The organism is Microcoleus vaginatus PCC 9802 (assembly GCA_022701275.1).
Lineage (GTDB): Bacteria > Cyanobacteriota > Cyanobacteriia > Cyanobacteriales > Microcoleaceae > Microcoleus > Microcoleus vaginatus_A.
This window is the reverse complement of record CP031740.1, coordinates 4,595,765-4,613,822: the sequence shown is the minus strand read 5'-3', so window position 1 is coordinate 4,613,822 and position 18,058 is coordinate 4,595,765. Positions and strand designations below refer to the sequence as shown.

The 18,058-nt window shown below is 46.6% G+C and carries 5 protein-coding genes and 4 pseudogenes; 8 read left to right on the top strand and 1 reads right to left on the bottom strand.

The genetic code is table 11. From position 1 onward, the window contains the following. Nucleotides 1–29: 29 nt before the first annotated feature. Nucleotides 30–911 carry a 16S rRNA (cytidine(1402)-2'-O)-methyltransferase gene (rsmI, locus tag D0A34_18740; protein ID UNU20642.1) on the bottom strand — a complete coding sequence of 294 codons (882 nt, stop codon included), beginning with the start codon at nucleotides 909–911 and terminating at the stop codon, nucleotides 30–32. Nucleotides 912–995: 84 nt separating this feature from the next. Between rsmI and D0A34_18735 the strand changes: the two genes are divergently transcribed. From D0A34_18735 to D0A34_18700, 8 genes and pseudogenes are all read left to right on the top strand, one after another. After that, the gene (locus D0A34_18735; GenBank protein UNU20641.1) at nucleotides 996–1,853 is read left to right on the top strand and encodes a sugar kinase; all 858 of its coding nucleotides are present in this window, start codon (nucleotides 996–998) and stop codon (nucleotides 1,851–1,853) included. Nucleotides 1,854–2,085: 232 nt separating this feature from the next. Next, entirely contained in the window at nucleotides 2,086–3,210 is a 1,125-nt protein-coding gene (locus D0A34_18730) for a cupin-like domain-containing protein (protein ID UNU20640.1), read from the top strand. Nucleotides 3,211–3,308: 98 nt separating this feature from the next. Continuing rightward, nucleotides 3,309–4,187 (top strand): 3'(2'),5'-bisphosphate nucleotidase CysQ, encoded by an 879-nt coding sequence (locus tag D0A34_18725; protein ID UNU22368.1) that lies wholly within the window; start codon nucleotides 3,309–3,311, stop codon nucleotides 4,185–4,187. A 369-nt stretch (nucleotides 4,188–4,556) separates the two neighbouring features. Beyond that, the gene (locus tag D0A34_18720; protein ID UNU20639.1) at nucleotides 4,557–11,840 is read left to right on the top strand and encodes a DUF4347 domain-containing protein; all 7,284 of its coding nucleotides are present in this window, start codon (nucleotides 4,557–4,559) and stop codon (nucleotides 11,838–11,840) included. Between the two features lie 446 nt (nucleotides 11,841–12,286). Further along, a pseudogene (locus D0A34_18715) lies at nucleotides 12,287–12,886 on the top strand (DUF4347 domain-containing protein). Between the two features lie 882 nt (nucleotides 12,887–13,768). Next, a pseudogene (locus tag D0A34_18710) lies at nucleotides 13,769–14,278 on the top strand (hypothetical protein). Between the two features lie 282 nt (nucleotides 14,279–14,560). After that, nucleotides 14,561–15,187, top strand: a pseudogene (locus D0A34_18705) (hypothetical protein). 705 nt (nucleotides 15,188–15,892) lie between these two features. Beyond that, nucleotides 15,893–17,593: pseudogene (locus tag D0A34_18700) on the top strand (peptidase C11 clostripain). Nucleotides 17,594–18,058 lie beyond the last annotated feature (465 nt).

Genomic DNA, 18,058 nt, shown 5'->3' with positions numbered 1-18,058 from the left:
GGGCGCAGAGGAGAATAGAAAAGATTTATTCACAAGTCATCTAAGGGTTGTTCTAGCGATTCATTGTCGCCTATTGTGAGGGCGAGTTGGTAGATTTGGCGGCGGGGGAGGGATGTTTGTTGCGCTAGCTGGCGGCTGGCTTGGGAACGACTTATGCCTTCTGCAATTAATGTTTGCAATTCTGCTTTAATGGCGTCTTCGGAAAATATTGGGGCTGCTGTTTGGATGCCGGCTATTACGAGGGTAAATTCTCCCTGGGGTTCGCGATTGGTGTAAAGCTCGATCGCACTTTCCATACTACCACGCCAAAACTCTTCGTGCATTTTAGTTAACTCTCTCGCCAGCACAATCTGTCTGTCGCTTCCCAAAGTATTTGCTAAATCTTGTAAAGTTTGCCGCAATCGGTGGGGAGATTCGTATAAGATTATAGTGCGGGATTCTATTTGCAAAGCTTCTAAACTTTGTTGGCGTTCTTGACCTTTCACGGGTAAGAAACCTTCAAATACAAATCTTTCTGTGGGTAATCCTGATGCAGTTATGCCAACAATGCAGGCGGTCGGGCCGGGAATCGGAATAATGTTAATATTAGCATCGGCGCAAGCTTTGACTAACTCGTATCCGGGGTCAGAAATTCCCGGCATTCCGGCATCGGTGACGAGGGCGATATCTTTGCCTAAATGCAGTTTGTCGATAAGTTCGGGAAGTCGCTGGTGTTGGTTGTGTTCGTGATAGCTGATTTGGGGCGTTTGGATTTGAAAGTGGTGCAAAAGTTTGCCGGTATGGCGGGTATCTTCGGCGGCGATGAAGTCTACTGTTTGCAAGATTCGGATGCCGCGAAATGTCATGTCTTCGAGGTTGCCGATCGGGGTTCCTACGATGTAAAGTGTTCCTGTATTGGGATTTGGCTGCATTTTGATATTTTGAAGTTTTTAACCGCAGATGGGACACGGGCGGGACGCCCATGCCACACGCCCATGCCACATATTTAAGAAGATATGAAAACCGGATTGTTTTTGGGATTGGCAACTTTAGATTTAGTTTATTTGGCCGAGAAGCCTCCGCGTGAAAATCAGAAAGTTGTTGCTTCTGATTGTACCATTGCTGCGGGCGGGCCGGCGGCCAATGCTGCGGTCACTTTTAGCTATTTGGGGAATGCGGCGGTATGGGCTGGCGTTTTGGGCACTCACGCGATCGCCCAATTAATTCGTGGAGACTTAGCGGAGTATAATGTCAGGATAATTGATTTGGAACCCGGGCGATCGCACTCGCCACCAGTGTCCTCGATTATTGTAACTGAAGCAACGGGCGATCGATCGGTAATTTCCATCAATGCTACGAAATCGCAAGTTGACAGTCAAACAATTAACCCGGATATTTTAACATCAGTTAGTATTGTACTGGTTGACGGACATCAAATCGCAGCCAGCAAAGAAATTGCTCAACTTGCCAAGTCAAAAAACATTCCCATTGTCCTCGACGGTGGCAGTTGGAAACCCGGATTAGAGGAAATATTGCCTTTTATAGAATGGGCCGTATGTTCGGATAACTTTCATCCGCCAGACTGCGACAATTCCGAACAAGTCTTTGCTTACCTGTCAGCAGCCGGAATTTCCCATATTGCCATCACTCGCGGCGAAAAATCAATTTTATACCTCAGCAATGGCAGTTATGGCACTGTAGAAGTACCTCAAATTCAAGCCACAGACACTTTAGGCGCTGGCGACATCTTTCACGGGGCTTTCTGTCACTATATTTTGCAAAACAACTTTATCGATACTCTCACCGCAGCGGCTAAAATCGCTTCCCATTCCTGCAAAAACTTCGGAACCCGCGCCTGGATGAATAAGGGTTAATTTAAAATTAAAATTAACCAAACTATCCGGTTAAAATCGCTCAAAGCTAGAAAACTTTAACTGACAACACTTGTTAAGTTAAAATCCTGACAGCAACCTCGACAAAATTTGTGAACTTCCCTCTTCTCTTCCTTAGCGCCCTTAGCGCCTTCGCGGTTCGTTAACAAAATTGCTATATTAGTAAGACAAGTTAAAGTCACACAAAACACTTCCAAAACAACATACCCGAATCATGCCTGACACCCAACCTCTAAGTATCACCCTTCCCCCTTTGCGGATTACCCTCACAGAACAACAGCAAGTTAACCTAGAATGGCTGACACAAAATTTGCCCAATCTACTCACCCCAAGCAAACAAGAACTTCCCGACAATATGAAACAGTGGGTGGCGGCTAACAAATTATTAAATCAACCCGATGCAGAAATCATTCAAACACTAATAAATACCGGCATAGATGCGGAAACAGCCACCGCAGAAGTTAGGGAAATATCATCTCATCCCTACTTTCAAGCAGGCAGTCAGTACGTGCAGTTATTGCAGAAATTAGAATCGCATCTCAGGATTAGCAATCAATTAGCTGCATTGTCTTCCAAGTTTGGCACAATCGAACGCAAAAGCAGCCTTTCTAGAGAGTATTTTCTCGAAAATTACTACGCAAAAAATACTCCAGTAATTATTACCAATATTATGCACAACTGGAAAGCGTTGCAGTTGTGGACGCCGGAGTATTTGCAGCAAAAATATGGCGATGTAGAGGTACAAATTCAAGCTAACCGCAACTCAGACCCGAATTACGAAATTAAGATAGAAAATCACAAAAAAATTGTTTTGTTTCGCAAATATGTAGAGATGGTGGTCAAGGGCGGGCCTAGCAACGACTACTACATGGTTGCTAACAACAAAACTCTAGAAAGAGAGGAATTTAAATCCCTATTCGACGACATTGAAATTTTCCCAGAATACCTAAATCCAACGGACACAAAAGGCAGAGTTTTCTTTTGGTTCGGCCCGAAAGGCACGATTACACCGCTGCACCATGACCCAGTTAATTTAATTTTAGCTCAAGTGTCTGGTCGCAAACTAATTAAATTGATTTCTCCGCAACAAACCCCTCTGCTTTACAATCACGTCGGAGTTTTCAGCAAGGTGGACGGCGAAAATCCCGATTATGACAAATACCCGCTTTACAGAGATGCGAAAATTATTGAAGTAATTTTGGAACCGGGAGAGGCTATCTTTATTCCGGTCGGTTGGTGGCATCATGTAAAATCATTGGAGGTTAGTATTTCGGTTTCGTTTACTAATTTTGTTTTTCCCAATTATTATGAATGGAAATATCCTCATATTAATTGGTAATTGCTAATGTATGGTTTCCAGGGGCGGGCACGGGGGCACCGCCCCTACAGAAATCTGCGTTAATCGGCGTTCATCTGCAGTTCAAAAAAAAGGAATTCATGAAAACTCTCGAAGAAATCAGCGAAATTGCCCGATCGATCGCCTGGAGTGCATCAGATATCCTACAATCCTATTATCGCCAGGATTCCAACACTCCTAACCTCGACATCCAAGAGAAAAAAGATGGCCCCGTCACCGCCGCCGATGTCGCAGTCAATTCTTACATTCTCGACGAATTGCAGTCGGCTTTAGGGAATGCAGAATTTGGCTATCTCAGCGAAGAAACTTACAAATCTTATTTGAAAACCAACGGTCAAGTTCCCTTACCTCAAAGTTGGGTTTGGATTATTGACCCTTTGGATGGAACGCGAGATTTTATTGACAGGACAGGGGAATTTGCCGTTCACATTGCTTTAGCATTCGAGGGAAGACCAGTATTGGCAGTTGTGGCTTGGCCCCAGCAGCAAAAGATTTATTACGCGGTGCAAAATGCTGGCGCTTTTATGGAAACTCGGGACGGTTCTGCGGTAAAGTTGCAAGTTTCGGCGCGAAATATAGTGGCAGATTTATCTATAGTAACTAGCCGCAGTCACCGGGGCGATCGCTTTAATCAATTGTTACAAAAACTGCCTTGTCAAAATCAACTAGCTGTCGGTAGTATCGGCTGTAAAATTGCGACAATTGTCGAACAAAAGGCTGATGTTTATATTGCTCTTTCGGGAAAGTCTGCACCGAAAGATTGGGATTTAGCGGCACCGGAATTAATTTTGACTGAAGCGGGCGGCCGATTTACTCGTTTTGACGGTTCTACTTTGCAATATAACCGGGGAGATGTGAGTCAGTGGGGGGGATTGTTGGCGAGTAACGGTTGCTGTCACGCTGCTTTGTGCGGGCAAGCTGAGCAGATTTTAGCGGGGATAGATGGGGGTTTGAAGTAATCAAAAGTTTAGTAGGGTGCGTTAGAAGACGGTATTTTTTGCACGACTAATTGCTTACGCACCCTAAAGTATGTATCAAAATTGCTGACTTTGAAATTTCTGTACAATTGCACTTACGTTTCACAAATATTTGTGGTAAATTAATCTCGCATTTTTTACAGTAAAAATACTTAAGTATTTTCCGTATATTTATCAAACTTTTAATTAATCAGTTATTTTTTAAGAAAACTTTACATATATTCCGTAAAAAAACTGTTAGTTTGAGGACGAAAGATGATCGCTCACCGGGTTTTTACGGAGAACGGGTGTGTCTGTATAAATAAAAAGTGATAGATAGTTTCGGACGCCAGTCACGAAATTGGGGAATTTTTGTATTTTTTTGAAACCGCAGTCAGGTGGATTATGCCAAATTTAAATATTCCAGTTTCAGTAAGGTCGATCGCCTTTATCGACACTCAAGTTGAAGATTATCAAAGTTTGATTGCCGGGGTAACACCGGGTACGGAAGTAGTCGTTTTGGATGGGAACCGGGATGCGATCGACCAAATTACTGAAATTTTAGGTGATCGCAGCAATATTGACAGCATTCACATCGTTTCTCACGGTGCTCCGGGCAGCTTGCAACTCGGCGACGTTCGCTTTAGTTTAGATGATATAGAGTGCGATCGGCAGGATCTACAGCAGTGGTTTTCGCCAGTGCCCTACTCAATCAGCGACACTCGACCTAATATCCTCTTGTACGGGTGCTGTGTAGCAGCAGGCGAGACAGGTAAAGCATTTGTCAAACGCTTGAGTGAGTTAACCGGGGCAAGAGTTGCGGCCTCCCAAAACCTCACGGGAAGTGTAGCAAAGGGCGGCGACTGGTTCCTAGAAGTCAGAACCGGGAAAATTGAAACGCCGCTGGTATTTGAAGCCGAAGTATTAGCAGCTTACGAGTATGTTTTGAATAGTTTTGGTGCTGCGACTAATTTTCCCATAACATACAGTCTCCGTAAAGTTGCCACTGGCGATTTTAACAAAGACGGCAATCTTGACCTAGCCTTTGCAACCACTGGAGAGGCTCGCAACGTCTCGATCGCACTGGGAGATGGCACTGGCAAATTTGGCGCTGCCACTAATCTTAACACCAGCCCGCCAAGCGATCTCTCTACCTACTCTGTCGCTGTAGGCGACTTTAACAAAGACGGTAATTCTGACCTGGTTACGGCTAATAATGCGACTAACAACGTTTCTCTCCTGTTAGGAAATGGCGATGGCACTTTTGGTACTGCCACCTACTTTGGTGTGGGGTCAAGGCCCTATACCGTCGCTGTGGGAGACTTCAACGGGGACGGCAATTCAGATTTAGCTACAGCCAATCAAACCTCTAACAACGTCTCCATCTTGCGGGGAAATGGTAATGGTACTTTTGGCGCAGCTACTAATTTGAGCGTGGGGTCAAATCCTTATTTTGTGGTTGTCGGCGACTTTAACAAGGATGGCAAGTCAGACTTAGCGACAGCGAACTTTGGTTCTAACAGCGTATCCATCCTGTTGCAGAATGCTGATGGCACCTTCGGCGCCGCCACTAACTTTAGTGTTGGAAATAGCCCTAATTACATTGCTTTAGGAGACTTTAATGGGGACAACAATCCTGACTTAGCAACCAGCAATCAAATCTCAAGCAACGTATCAATACTGTTAGGAAATGGCACAGGAAGCTTTAGTGCAGCTAACAACTTTAGCGTTGGAACACAACCCCTTGCTATTGCTAGTGGTGACTTCAATGCCGATGGAAAAGTCGATTTAGCTACAGCCGACAATGGAGCGGGCGATGTCTCCGTCTTGTTTGGAAGTGGCAATGGCAGCTTTGGGACTGCCACTACTTTTCTTGTGGCAGCCAGTCCCCAAGGTATTGTTGTAGGCGATTTTAACAAAGATGGCTTATCCGATTTAGCTACGGCGAACTTTGCCTCTCAAAACACCTCGATTCTGCTGAATACATCCCCGGCGGTAAATTTCGGTGCTGCAACTTACAGTGGCACTGAAGGAACTGCGGATACAGTAGTCAATATTCCCGTTACTATCAGCGCTACTCCTGACGCTGCTGTAACAGTCCCAATTGTCATCGACCCCACTACCACAGCCACCGAAAATTCAGACTACACTTTTTCGCCTACTACTGTTACTTTCCCCGCCGGCACTACTACTCTCACTCAGAATGTTGCAGTTACTATCAAACCTGACAATCTCCCTGAAAACGCCGAAACCGCAATTCTCAACTTGGGCACAATCACCGGTAGCGTGGCAGGTACAACCAAACAAACAACATTAACTATTGCTGCTAACGGTACTGTTTCTTATGCCATTGCCGCCGATATTGCAACCATGGACGAAGGTAATACCGGCACAAAGCCTCTGACTTTCACTGCGACTCGCAGCGGCGACACAGGCGGGGTAAGTAGCGTCAATTATACCATTGGAGGAACAGCTACAAACGTCAGCGATTACAACAACATCGGTGGCATTTCTGGCGCAACTGCTGTTACTGGCACCATTAATTTTGCCGCCGGTGAAACATCCAAAACTCTTACTCTGGATGTATTAGGCGACACCCTAGTTGAACCCGACGAAACCATAGCCGTCACCCTTTCAAGTCCCACAAGCCCGGGCGTAACACCGACAATTATTACTGCTACCGCTACCACAACTATTACTAATGATGACAAAGCCGATTTCACAGTTAACCCAATATCGGGATTAACTACAAGTGAAGTTGGTGGCAAGGCAGAATTTACAGTCAAACTCAACGCTCAACCTACTGCTAACGTTACCATCGGTTTGAGGAGTGACACTGTTGCAGAAGGAACAGTTTCAACTAATAGCTTAACTTTCACTCCGGCTAACTACAATCAACCGCAAACAATAACAGTGAGTGGTGTTGACGATTTAGTAGCTGATGGCCCTCAACCTTACAAAATTGTCACGGCTGCTGCTGTGAGTACCGATGCTAATTACAATAACCTCGATCCTGATGATGTCACCGTCACCAACACTGACAATGACACTCCTGGAATTACAATTAATCCGACGGCGGGATTAATTACGGGTGAAGATGGCACTCCTGCTAACTTTACTGCGGTTCTGAATACTCAGCCGACTGCTGATGTTACTATCGGTTTGAACACGGATAATGTTGCCGAGGGAACAGTTTCGACTAATAGTTTAACATTCACTCCGGCTAACTGGAGTGTACCGCAGCCGGTGACAGTAACAGGGGTTGAGGATAGCATTGCTGACGGCGATATTGACTACAAAATTGTCACGGAGGCTGCTGTTAGTACCGATGCCAATTACAGCAACCGAGATGTAGCGGATGTTAGCATTACCAATAAGGACAATGATACCGCTGGTATTTCTATTACTCCCACGGCAACAACTGCTACAGAAGGCGGTGCAAATGGCAGTTATGAGCTCAAATTAACGTCGCAGCCGATCGCCCCTGTAACTATCACTCTCACAACAGGTGAGCAGATTCAGGCGATCGCCCCTGTGACTTTCACTGCAGATAATTGGAACGACGCTCAAACAGTTACAGTGCAGGCTGTTGACGATACGATTGTGGAAGGGGGACACAGCGCTAATCTTACTCACAGTGTGACTAGCACTGATGCTAAGTATAATGTGGTTGTGGTTCCAGGGGTGACGGTGGCGATCGCGGATAACGACACTACACCCACACCGACACCAGAACCGCCGACACCGACACCAGAACCGCCGACGCCGACACCAGAACCGCTGACACCGACACCAGAACCGCCGACGCCGACACCAGAACCGCCGACGCCGACACCAGAACCGCCGACGCCGACACCAGAACCGCCGACGCCGACACCAGAACCGCCGACGCCAGAACCGCCGACACCGACACCAGAACCGCCGACGCCGACACCAGAACCGCCGACGCCGACACCGCCAACGCCTGTTGGTAACATCGACACGCAGAAGAATTGGTGCGGCGTAGAAGCTGGATTGGATAAACTTGAGAAAATTCTTGAGGACCAATTACAGGCAGTTAACCTACCCATTGTCGGCCCCCTCAAGGACATTTCCCCAGATTTTATTGGCAACTTCAAGACTAAGTTAGTCGATACGATTAAAAATCATGGAAATCAAAGTCTGAGTCAGTTAGAAAGTAGCCTCCGCACGGCACTGGGATCTGACTTCAATGTTGCTCTAACTGAGAATTCTAGTGCTGATGAAAGTAGCTTGCTAATTACTCTGAGCAAGCAATATCAGTTTCCCGAGATCAATCTCTCGCAAAATTTAGGAGTACCAGCCTTAAGCTTAGATGTAGATGGAAAAGCCAAATCAAAATACAACTACAACTTGTCCCTAGGAGTTGGTGTTAGTAAAGATTTTGGCTGCTACATAGATACTGACAAAACCAAATTAACCGCCAACATTGACTTGAACCTAGATGACCAATTCAAGGCTAAAGGCAACTTAGGTTTTTTCCAAGTTGACCTGGCAAACGATACCAACAACCCTACTAAAGTCGATGCCAACCTCGAAGTTAAGCTTAATGACTTAGACAATCTCGGCGCCCCGAATGATGGCTCTCGCCTCACCTTGCCAGAACTGCAAGGCAACTATCAGTTTAAAGACTTATTCAATGCCAACTTAACGAGCAATGCTAATCTCGGTCTCACAGCAAAAACCAGCATCAACGGCAATGCTGCATTCCCCTCGTATAACTTCGACTTAGCAGTGGATTGGCCAATCCTAAATTACGCTAACGGTCAATTAACAGGGCCACAAAAGCCTACAGTTGCGTTTAACAATATGCAACTTGATTTGGGAACATTTGTCAATAATTTTGCCAAACCAATTATCGGTAAAATTTCCGATGTCATCAAACCATTTCGACCCGTTATCAACTTCCTCAATGCCGACACCAAGTTACTGTCTAAAATCGGTCTAGCGGGGCCGTTTGATAAAAATGGGGATGGCATAGTCAGTGTACTAGAGCTGGCAGCAAAAATATCTGGCCGCGATATCGATACTCGCTTTTTAGAGGCGGTTGCCAAGGTTGATAAAGTTGTGGATTTGGCAAACCAAATAGCAAATTCTCCAGATAAAATCGACTTGGGTTCCTACACTCTGGGTAATATAGATGTTGCCGACCCAAGTGCTAATCTTCAGAATGCTTTACCAGTTCCAACAAATGCTGTACAGCAAACGGCTAACCAACAAATTAACTCCAAAACAAGCGCCACTGTCAAGGACTTCTTAAATGCTTTACAAGATATTGATGGCTTTGATTTGCCACTATTAACGAAACCAGAAACCGCAATTCAATTGTTGATAGGTAAACCGGATGTTCCGGTCTTCACCTATCAGATGCCCAAACTGGGATTTGACTTTAATATCGATCAAAAATTTCCAATCTGGGGGCCGATAGAGGGTTTACTGGAAGGGAATTTTAGTGCTTCAGCTCATCTAGGATTTGGGTATGATACCTACGGATTAAACCAGTGGAAAAACTCAAATTTTGATGCGGGTTCTGCTGACAAAGTTTTGGATGGATTTTATGTGAGCGATCGCGAAAATGCTGACGGTACAGGGCCAGATGTTGACGAACTCAGTCTTGACGCTAGTATTGCCGTGGGTGCAGGGATAGATGCGAAAATTGTCGAGGGTTATGTCAAAGGTGGAATTCAAGGAAAAGTCGGCATTGATTTGATAGATATTGGAGAATTCCAGCCCAAACAAGGCGGCGACGGAAAAATCCGAACATCGGAAATCACTTCGCGCATCAGCCAGCCCTCAGAACTGTTTGATGTAGCAGGACAAGTTAATGCTTTCTTGGCTGCTGAAGCTAAGGTAATTTCAGTTAAATTCTGTGAGAAAACCATTCCCGCAGTAAAAGTTTGGACGCCCTGGGGTCGCAAAAAGATCACCCCTGAAATCAACATACCTTATCCTTGTGGATTTGATTACAAAACAGTCTACGATAATAACTTGGCCACATTTGAGTTAGCTAGCTTTAGTTTGGGGCCGAGTTCTAGCACTAGGGGCAGAGCAATTAACGGTTACATGGCCGGGGCGACTGTCTTCTTCGATGCCAACTTTAATGGAATCAAAGATGACAGCGAACCGTTCTCAATTACTAACGCGGATGGCAGCTTTGACTTAGATGTCTCTCTTGACAAGTTCGACACAAATAACAGTGGCGACCTCGAACCGGATGAAGGCAAAATTGTACTTAGAGACGGCATCAATACCTCTACTTATTTGCCGCAGCAAACGCCCCTCTTTGCCACACCTGATGCTATTGTCGTCACTCCGTTAACTACCCTAATGACCGAGTTGGTCGAGCAAGGGACTGACCAAAATCAGGCGCAAATTCAGGTAAAATCTGCACTGGGACTGTCGTCAGCAATTGACTTGACTAGCTACGATCCGCTACAGGCAATTACTCAAAACGACCCGAACGCTTTGGCGGTTTATGCAGCACACGCTCAGGTGCAAAATACCATTGTTTTGATAACTGATTTAATTAGCGGTGCTTCAAATACCGCGAAAAATGAGATTGCCTCTAGCGTAATTTCCGCCGTTGCCGATCAAATTAAATCTGGCACTGTCGATTTAAGCAATTCCACACAAGTGCAGACGATTATTCAGTCGGCGACGACTCAACTGCAAGTACCGCAAGTATCTAGTATTGCTTCGGATGCTGCCTCTATTATTGCAGAGGGAAATCAGCGGATAAAGGCGATCGTCTCCAGCAATTCCTCGCCCTCAGATGCCGCGACAGAAATCGCCCGCATACAAAAAGTCGCACAAGGAGAAGTAGCCCAAGATTTACTGCAAGTCGCAGCCGGAAATAAAACGATTCAGTCGGCGATTTCCGAAAATACTGGTGCATCTCTAAATACCAAAATTCAGGCGGCGACAGCTAACAACCCAACAGTCCGCAATACCTTAGATACTGATGACTCGATCGCACCATCTACACCAGAAGAACCCTTCCCCAGCAGCGGTATTGAATTAGTTAAAGATGGGGAAAATACTAGCGAAAGTACAGATGGCGACGATACCCTCATGGGCAGCGCTAGCGATGATATATTGCGCGGTAAAAAAGGAAATGACTTGCTGTTTAGCCTTGATGGCAATGATTGGATGAATGGCAATCAGGGGAACGACTTAACAGATGGTGGAATTGGGGACGATACGCTTTATGGCGGAAAGGGTTTTGATACTTTGACTGGTGGTGCCAGCAGTGACTTTATTTCTGGCAATCGAGGTGAAGACATCGTAATTGGTGAAAAGGGCGACGATACCCTCTACGGCGGTCAAGGCAATGATATTCTGCTAGGAGGTCAGGGTAACGATTTCCTCAGTGGCGATTTGGGGGATGATACCTTAGTAGGGGATGTAGGCAATGATAAATTCTTACTCTCTAGCTATTCCGGTATTGATACAATTGATGACTTTGAGGTCGGTAAAGACTTGTTAGTATTGGGTAACGGGCTAAGTTTCTCGCAATTGGCAATTCTCGAAGATAGCGGTGCAACTTTAATCCGGTTTGCACAAACAGGGGAGATTTTAGCTTCTCTCAGTGGTATTTCTGCTAGCAGTATCAGTGCCGTTAATTTCGGGTTGATTTAAGAAAGGTGTGGGTTCAAGCACTTATTCTATCGGAGTTAGAAGCAAGTACGTGAAGCGAAGCTATCCCGTAGCGAATCGCCCGTAAAGATGGTAACGAATAAGTTTTAGGGGCGGGTTTTACCAAAAATAATTGCCTAAAACCAATTATCTCGTAAACCCGCCCCCACCCTTGCCCGAAAGTCCGCCAGGGGTTGAAACGAAGGGCGGAACCGGATCGCAGATATGTATCAAAAATCCCGAGCTTAATATTTCAGTCTAATCACACTTGCTATTGAACGGCTTTTGTGTTATGTAATCCACCTCGCGCTGGCTCATCCGTAATATTACTTAATAAATTTCCCCATCTTTATCAAAACTTTAACTAAAAAAGTGTTTATAAAGAAAAGTTTATATAGATTTTCTCAAAAAACAGTTATGGTTACTACAACCTTCAGAAAGTGTTTCCGATGCAAGTCGCGAAACAGGGGAATCATTGTCTTTTTTTAGCTATTAGTAGGTGCAGTATGCCAAATTTAAATAATCAAGTTTCACCAAGTGCGATCGCCTTTATCGACACTAAAGTAGAAAATTATCAAAGTTTGATTGCCGGAGTAACACCGGGTACGGAAGTAGTCGTTTTGGATGGGAACCGGGATGCGATCGACCAAATTACTCAAATTTTAGCTCTTCGTACTAATATTGACAGCATTCACATCGTTTCTCACGGTGCTCCGGGCAGCTTGCAACTAGGCGACGTTCGCTTGAGTTTAGATGATATAGAGTGCGATCGGGATTCTCTACAGCAATGGTTTTCGCAACGAACCGACTCAAGGAGCAAAAATCGACCGAATATCCTGCTGTACGGGTGCTGTGTAGCAGCAGGCGAGACAGGAAAAGCATTTGTCAAACGCTTGAGTGAGTTAACTGGGGCATCGGTTGCGGCTTCCAAAAACCTCACCGGAAGTGTAGCAAAAGGCGGCGACTGGGAACTGGAAGTCAGAACCGGGGAAATAGAAACGCCGCTGGTATTTGAAGCCGAAGTATTAGCAGGTTACGAGTATGTTCTGCCTACTTTTGATCCGGCAACTAATTTTCCCATAACCTACAGTCTCCGTAAAGTTGCGACTGGGGACTTTAACAAAGACGGCAACCTTGACCTAGCCTTTGCAACCACTGGAGTTAATCGCAACGTCTCGATCGCACTGGGAGATGGCACTGGCAAATTTGGCGCTGCCACTAATCTTAACACCAGCCCGCCAAGCGATCTCACTACCTGGTCTGTCGCTGTAGAGGACTTTAACAAAGACGGCAATTCTGACTTAGTTACGGCCAATAATTCTACTAACGACGTTTCTCTCCTGTTAGGGAATGGCGATGGCACTTTTGGTGTAGCCACTTACTTTGGGGTGGGGTCAAGTCCTTATGGCGTAGCTGTGGGAGACTTTAACGCCGACGGCAATTTTGATGTAGCTACAGCCAATCAAACCTCTAACAACGTCTCCATCTTGCTGGGGAATGGTAATGGTACTTTTGCCACAGCCACTAATTTGAGCGTGGGGTCAACTCCCTATTTTGTGCTTGTCGGCGACTTTAACAAGGATGGCAAGTCAGACTTTGCGACAGCGAACTCGGGTTCTAGCGACGTATCCATCGTGTTGCAGAATGCTGATGGCACTTTCGGCGCCGCCGCTAACTTTACTGTTGGAAATAGCCCTAATTACATTGCTTTAGGAGACTTTAACGGAGACAATAATCCTGACTTAGCAACGAGTAATGAAGGTGGGTCAAACAACGTATCAATACTGTTAGGAACTGGCACAGGAAGCTTTAGTGCAGCTACCAACTTTGGCGTTGGAACACAACCCCTTGCTATTGCTAGTGGTGACTTCAATGCCGATGGAAAAATTGATTTAGCTACAGCCAACAATTCATCGGGCGATGTCTCCGTCTTGTTTGGAAGTGGCGATGGCAGCTTTGGCACTGCCACTAATTTTGTTGTGGGAGACAGTCCCCAAGGTATTGTTGTAGGCGATTTTAACAAAGATGGCTTATCCGATTTAGCTACGGCGAACTTTGACTCTCAAAATACCTCGATTCTGCTTAATACAACCCCGGCGGTAAATTTCGGGGCTGCAACTTACAGTGGCACTGAAGGAACTGCCGATACAGTAGTCAATATTCCCGTTACTATCAGCGCCACTCCTGACGCTGACGTGACAGTGCCAATTGTCATCGACCCCAGTAGCACAGCCACCGAAAATTCAGACTACACCTTTTCGCCGACATCCATTACATTCCCCGCAGGTGCCACAGGTGACGCACTCACCCAGAATGTTGCATTTACTATCAAACCCGACAACCTAGTTGAAAATGCCGAAACCGCAATCTTCAACTTTGGCACAATCACCGGTGGCGTTGCCGGTACTACCAAACAAACCACACTAACTATTGCTGCTAACGGTCAACCTTCAACCCTGAGTCCGTACCAAATAGACCTCAAAACAGGCGAAATTACCGGTGGGGAAAACCCGTTTATTTCTCTAGTAAATACCCCTACCGACTCCAACGCAGACAGTTGGTTAGAAGCCGTAGCAAAAATAAATTTTGACGGCAAGATCAAGAAAGCCAAATTCATCGTTGAATACGACCAAACCCCGTCAGGATGGACGGTAAATCTGGGCGACTCTGGGTCAAACGATGGCTATGGAGGGGATGGCAGCACTCAAAGCCGCGATGCCGAGATGAACATTGTTAACGGCAATATGAGCGTTTTCGGCAATGACTATAATACACCTCCTGGCGGAGAACTTACCCCAGGAAATTTGCCTAACTTTGTGACTAACGCTTCGAGTGTCGAGTTAGAAGTCAGCAACGAACAACTTGGGTGGGATAACAAAAACGGGCTAAACAATAGCTTGAATTCGCCGTATCTTTACGCCCTCAACGGTCAAGTTGATGCTACGGGGCCCGTCAATTCCGAGATTTACGCCGGATTTAACAGAGTGATCTCAGGGCCAGGCGATCGCATCGGATCGGGTGCTAGCAAGGTGACAATTCTGCTTAATCCGATCGACTACGCGGTTACTGCTGGTGTTGCAACCGTTACTGAAGGCAACTCCGGCACAACTGCTGCCACTTTTACTGTTACCCGCAGCGGTTGCACTGAGTTGGCGAGCACAGTAGATTATGCGATCGCAGGTTCTGCTAGCAACGTCAGCGACTACAAAAACATCGGTGGCACATCCGGTGCAACTGCTGCGACTGGTACGATTAATTTTGCAGCGGGCGAGACATCGAAAACCATTACTCTTGATGTTTTAGGCGACAGTGCGATCGAAACCAATGAAACCCTTGAGGTTACGCTCTCCAATCCCTCGGTATTAGATTCTACACCGACAATTACCACTGCTAGTGCTACCACAACTATCAGTAATGATGATACGGCTGGTGTTTCTATTACTCCTACGGAAACAACTGCTACAGAAGCCGGTACGAATGGTACCTACAGTGTGGTGCTGAAATCGCAGCCGAGCGACCCTGTAACTATCACTCTCACAACAGGTGATCAGATAGAGGCGATCGCCCCTCTGACTTTCACTGCGGATAACTGGGATGACCCTCAAACCGTTACGGTGAAAGCGGTTAATGATACGAGTGTGGAAGGCGCGCACAGCGCTAATCTTACTCACATTGTGAGTAGCGCTGATACGAATTATAACGGGATTGTGGTTCCAGGGGTGACAGTGGCGATTACTGATAACGATGTAGCGCCACCGCCACCGCCACCACCGGTTGGTACATCAACCCTGAGTCCGTACCAAATAGACCTCAAAACAGGCACAATTACTGGTGGGCCAAACCCGTTTATTTCTCTAGTAAATACCCCTACCGACTCCAACGCAGACAGTTGGTTAGAAGCCGTAGCAAAAATAAATTTTGACGGCAAGATCAAGAAAGCCAAATTCATCGTTGAATACGACCAAACCCCGTCAGGATGGACGGTAAATCTGGGCGACTCTGGGTCAAACGATGGCTATGGAGGGGATGGCAGCACTCAAAGCCGCGATGCCGAGATGAACATTGTTAACGGCAATATGAGCGTTTTCGGCAATGACTATAATACACCTCCTGGCGGAGAACTTACCCCAGGAAATTTGCCTAACTTTGTGACTAACGCTTCGAGTGTCGAGTTAGAAGTCAGCAACGAACAACTTGGGTGGGATAACAAAAACGGGCTAAACAATAGCTTGAATTCGCCGTATCTTTACGCCCTCAACGGTCAAGTTGATGCTACGGGGCCCGTCAATTCCGAGATTTACGCCGGATTTAACAGAGTGATCTCAGGGCCAGGCGATCGCATCGGATCGGGTGCTAGCAAGGTGACAATTCTGCTTAATCCGATCGACTACGCGGTTACTGCTGGTGTTGCAACCGTTACTGAAGGCAACTCCGGCACAACTGCTGCCACTTTTACTGTTACCCGCAGCGGTTGCACTGAGTTGGCGAGCACAGTAGATTATGCGATCGCAGGTTCTGCTAGCAACGTCAGCGACTACAAAAACATCGGTGGCACATCCGGTGCAACTGCTGCGACTGGTACGATTAATTTTGCAGCGGGCGAGACATCGAAAACCATTACTCTGGACGTTTTAGGCGATGCAGCGATCGAAGCTAATGAAACCCTTGAGGTTACGCTGTCCAATCCCTCGAAATTAGATTCTACACCGACAATTACCACTGCTACTGCTACCACAACTATCAGTAATGATGATACGGCTGGCTTTACTATTAACCCAACAGCATTAACTACAAGTGAAGTTGGTGGCCAGGCAGATTTTACTGTCAAACTTGATGCTCAACCAACTGCTAACGTTACGATCGGTTTGAGCAGTGACAAGGTTGCCGAAGGAACCGTTTCAACTAATAGCTTAACTTTCACTCCCGCTAACTACAATGAGCCCCAAAAAGTAACGGTGACAGGTGTTGACGATTTGCTAGTTGATGGCGATCAACCTTACAAAATTGTCACGGCTGTTGCTGTGAGTACCGATCCTGATTTCAATAACCTCAATCCTGATGATGTCACAGTCACCAACAGTGACAATGAAACTCCGGGAGTTACGGTGAATCCAACTGCGGGATTAACTACGGGCGAAGCTGGCTCTAGTGCTAACTTTACTGTGGTTCTGAATACTCAGCCGACTGCTAATGTTACTATCGGTTTGAACACGGATAATGTTGCCGAGGGAACAGTTTCTCCTAATACCCTAACTTTCACTCCGACTAACTGGAGTGCACCGCAACAGGTGACAGTAACTGGGGTTGATGATAGCCTTGCTGACGGCGATATGGGCTACAAAGTTGTCACGGGGACTACTGTTAGCACAGATGGAGATTACAGCAACCGAGATGTAGCGGATGTTAGCCTTACCAATAAAGACGATGATACCGCTGGTATTTCTATTACTCCCACGGCAACAACTGCTACAGAAGGCGGTGCAAATGGTACTTACAGTGCGGTGCTCAAATCCCAGCCGAGCGCCCCTGTAACTATCACTCTCACAACAGGTAATCAGATTGAGACGATCGCGCCTCTGACTTTCACGCCAGATAATTGGGATCAGGCTCAAACCGTTACGGTAAAAGCTGTTGACGATACGGTTGTGGAAGGGGCGCAGAGCGCTAACATCACTCACACTGTGACTAGCACGGATGCTAAGTATAATAGTGGGATTGTGGTTCCAGGGGTGACAGTGGCGATCGCGGATAACGATTTAGCACCAGAACCCGGCGGTGGTGGCACTGTAGAACCCGGCGGTGGTGGCACTGTAGAACCCGGCGGTGGTGGCACTGTAGAACCCGGCGGTGGTGGCACTGTAGAACCCGGCGGTGGTGGCACTGTAGCACAACCCGGCGGTGGTGGCACTGTAGCACAACCCGGCGGTGGTGGCACTGTAGCACAACCCGGCGGTGGTGGCACTGTAGAACCCGGCGGTGGTGGCACTGTAGAACCCGGCGGTGGTGGCACTGTAGCACAACCCGGCGGTGGTGGCACTGTAGCACAACCCGGCGGTGGTGGCACTGTAGCACAACCCGGCGGTGGTGGCACTGTAGTAGAACCCGGCGGTGGTGGCACTGTAGTAGAACCAATACTTGGAAGCCCTGGCATTGTTATTAGTCCGGCATCGGGATTAGTAACTACAGAAGCAGGTGGCACAGACACTTTCACCATCAAACTC

What these genes read in the sequence shown, in the direction of transcription:
- rsmI (UNU20642.1), bottom strand. Translation starts at nt 911, where the DNA reads ATGCAGCCAAATCCCAATACAGGAACACTTTACATCGTAGGAACCCCG.
- D0A34_18735 (UNU20641.1), top strand. Translation starts at nt 996, where the DNA reads ATGAAAACCGGATTGTTTTTGGGATTGGCAACTTTAGATTTAGTTTAT.
- D0A34_18730 (UNU20640.1), top strand. Translation starts at nt 2,086, where the DNA reads ATGCCTGACACCCAACCTCTAAGTATCACCCTTCCCCCTTTGCGGATT.
- D0A34_18725 (UNU22368.1), top strand. Translation starts at nt 3,309, where the DNA reads ATGAAAACTCTCGAAGAAATCAGCGAAATTGCCCGATCGATCGCCTGG.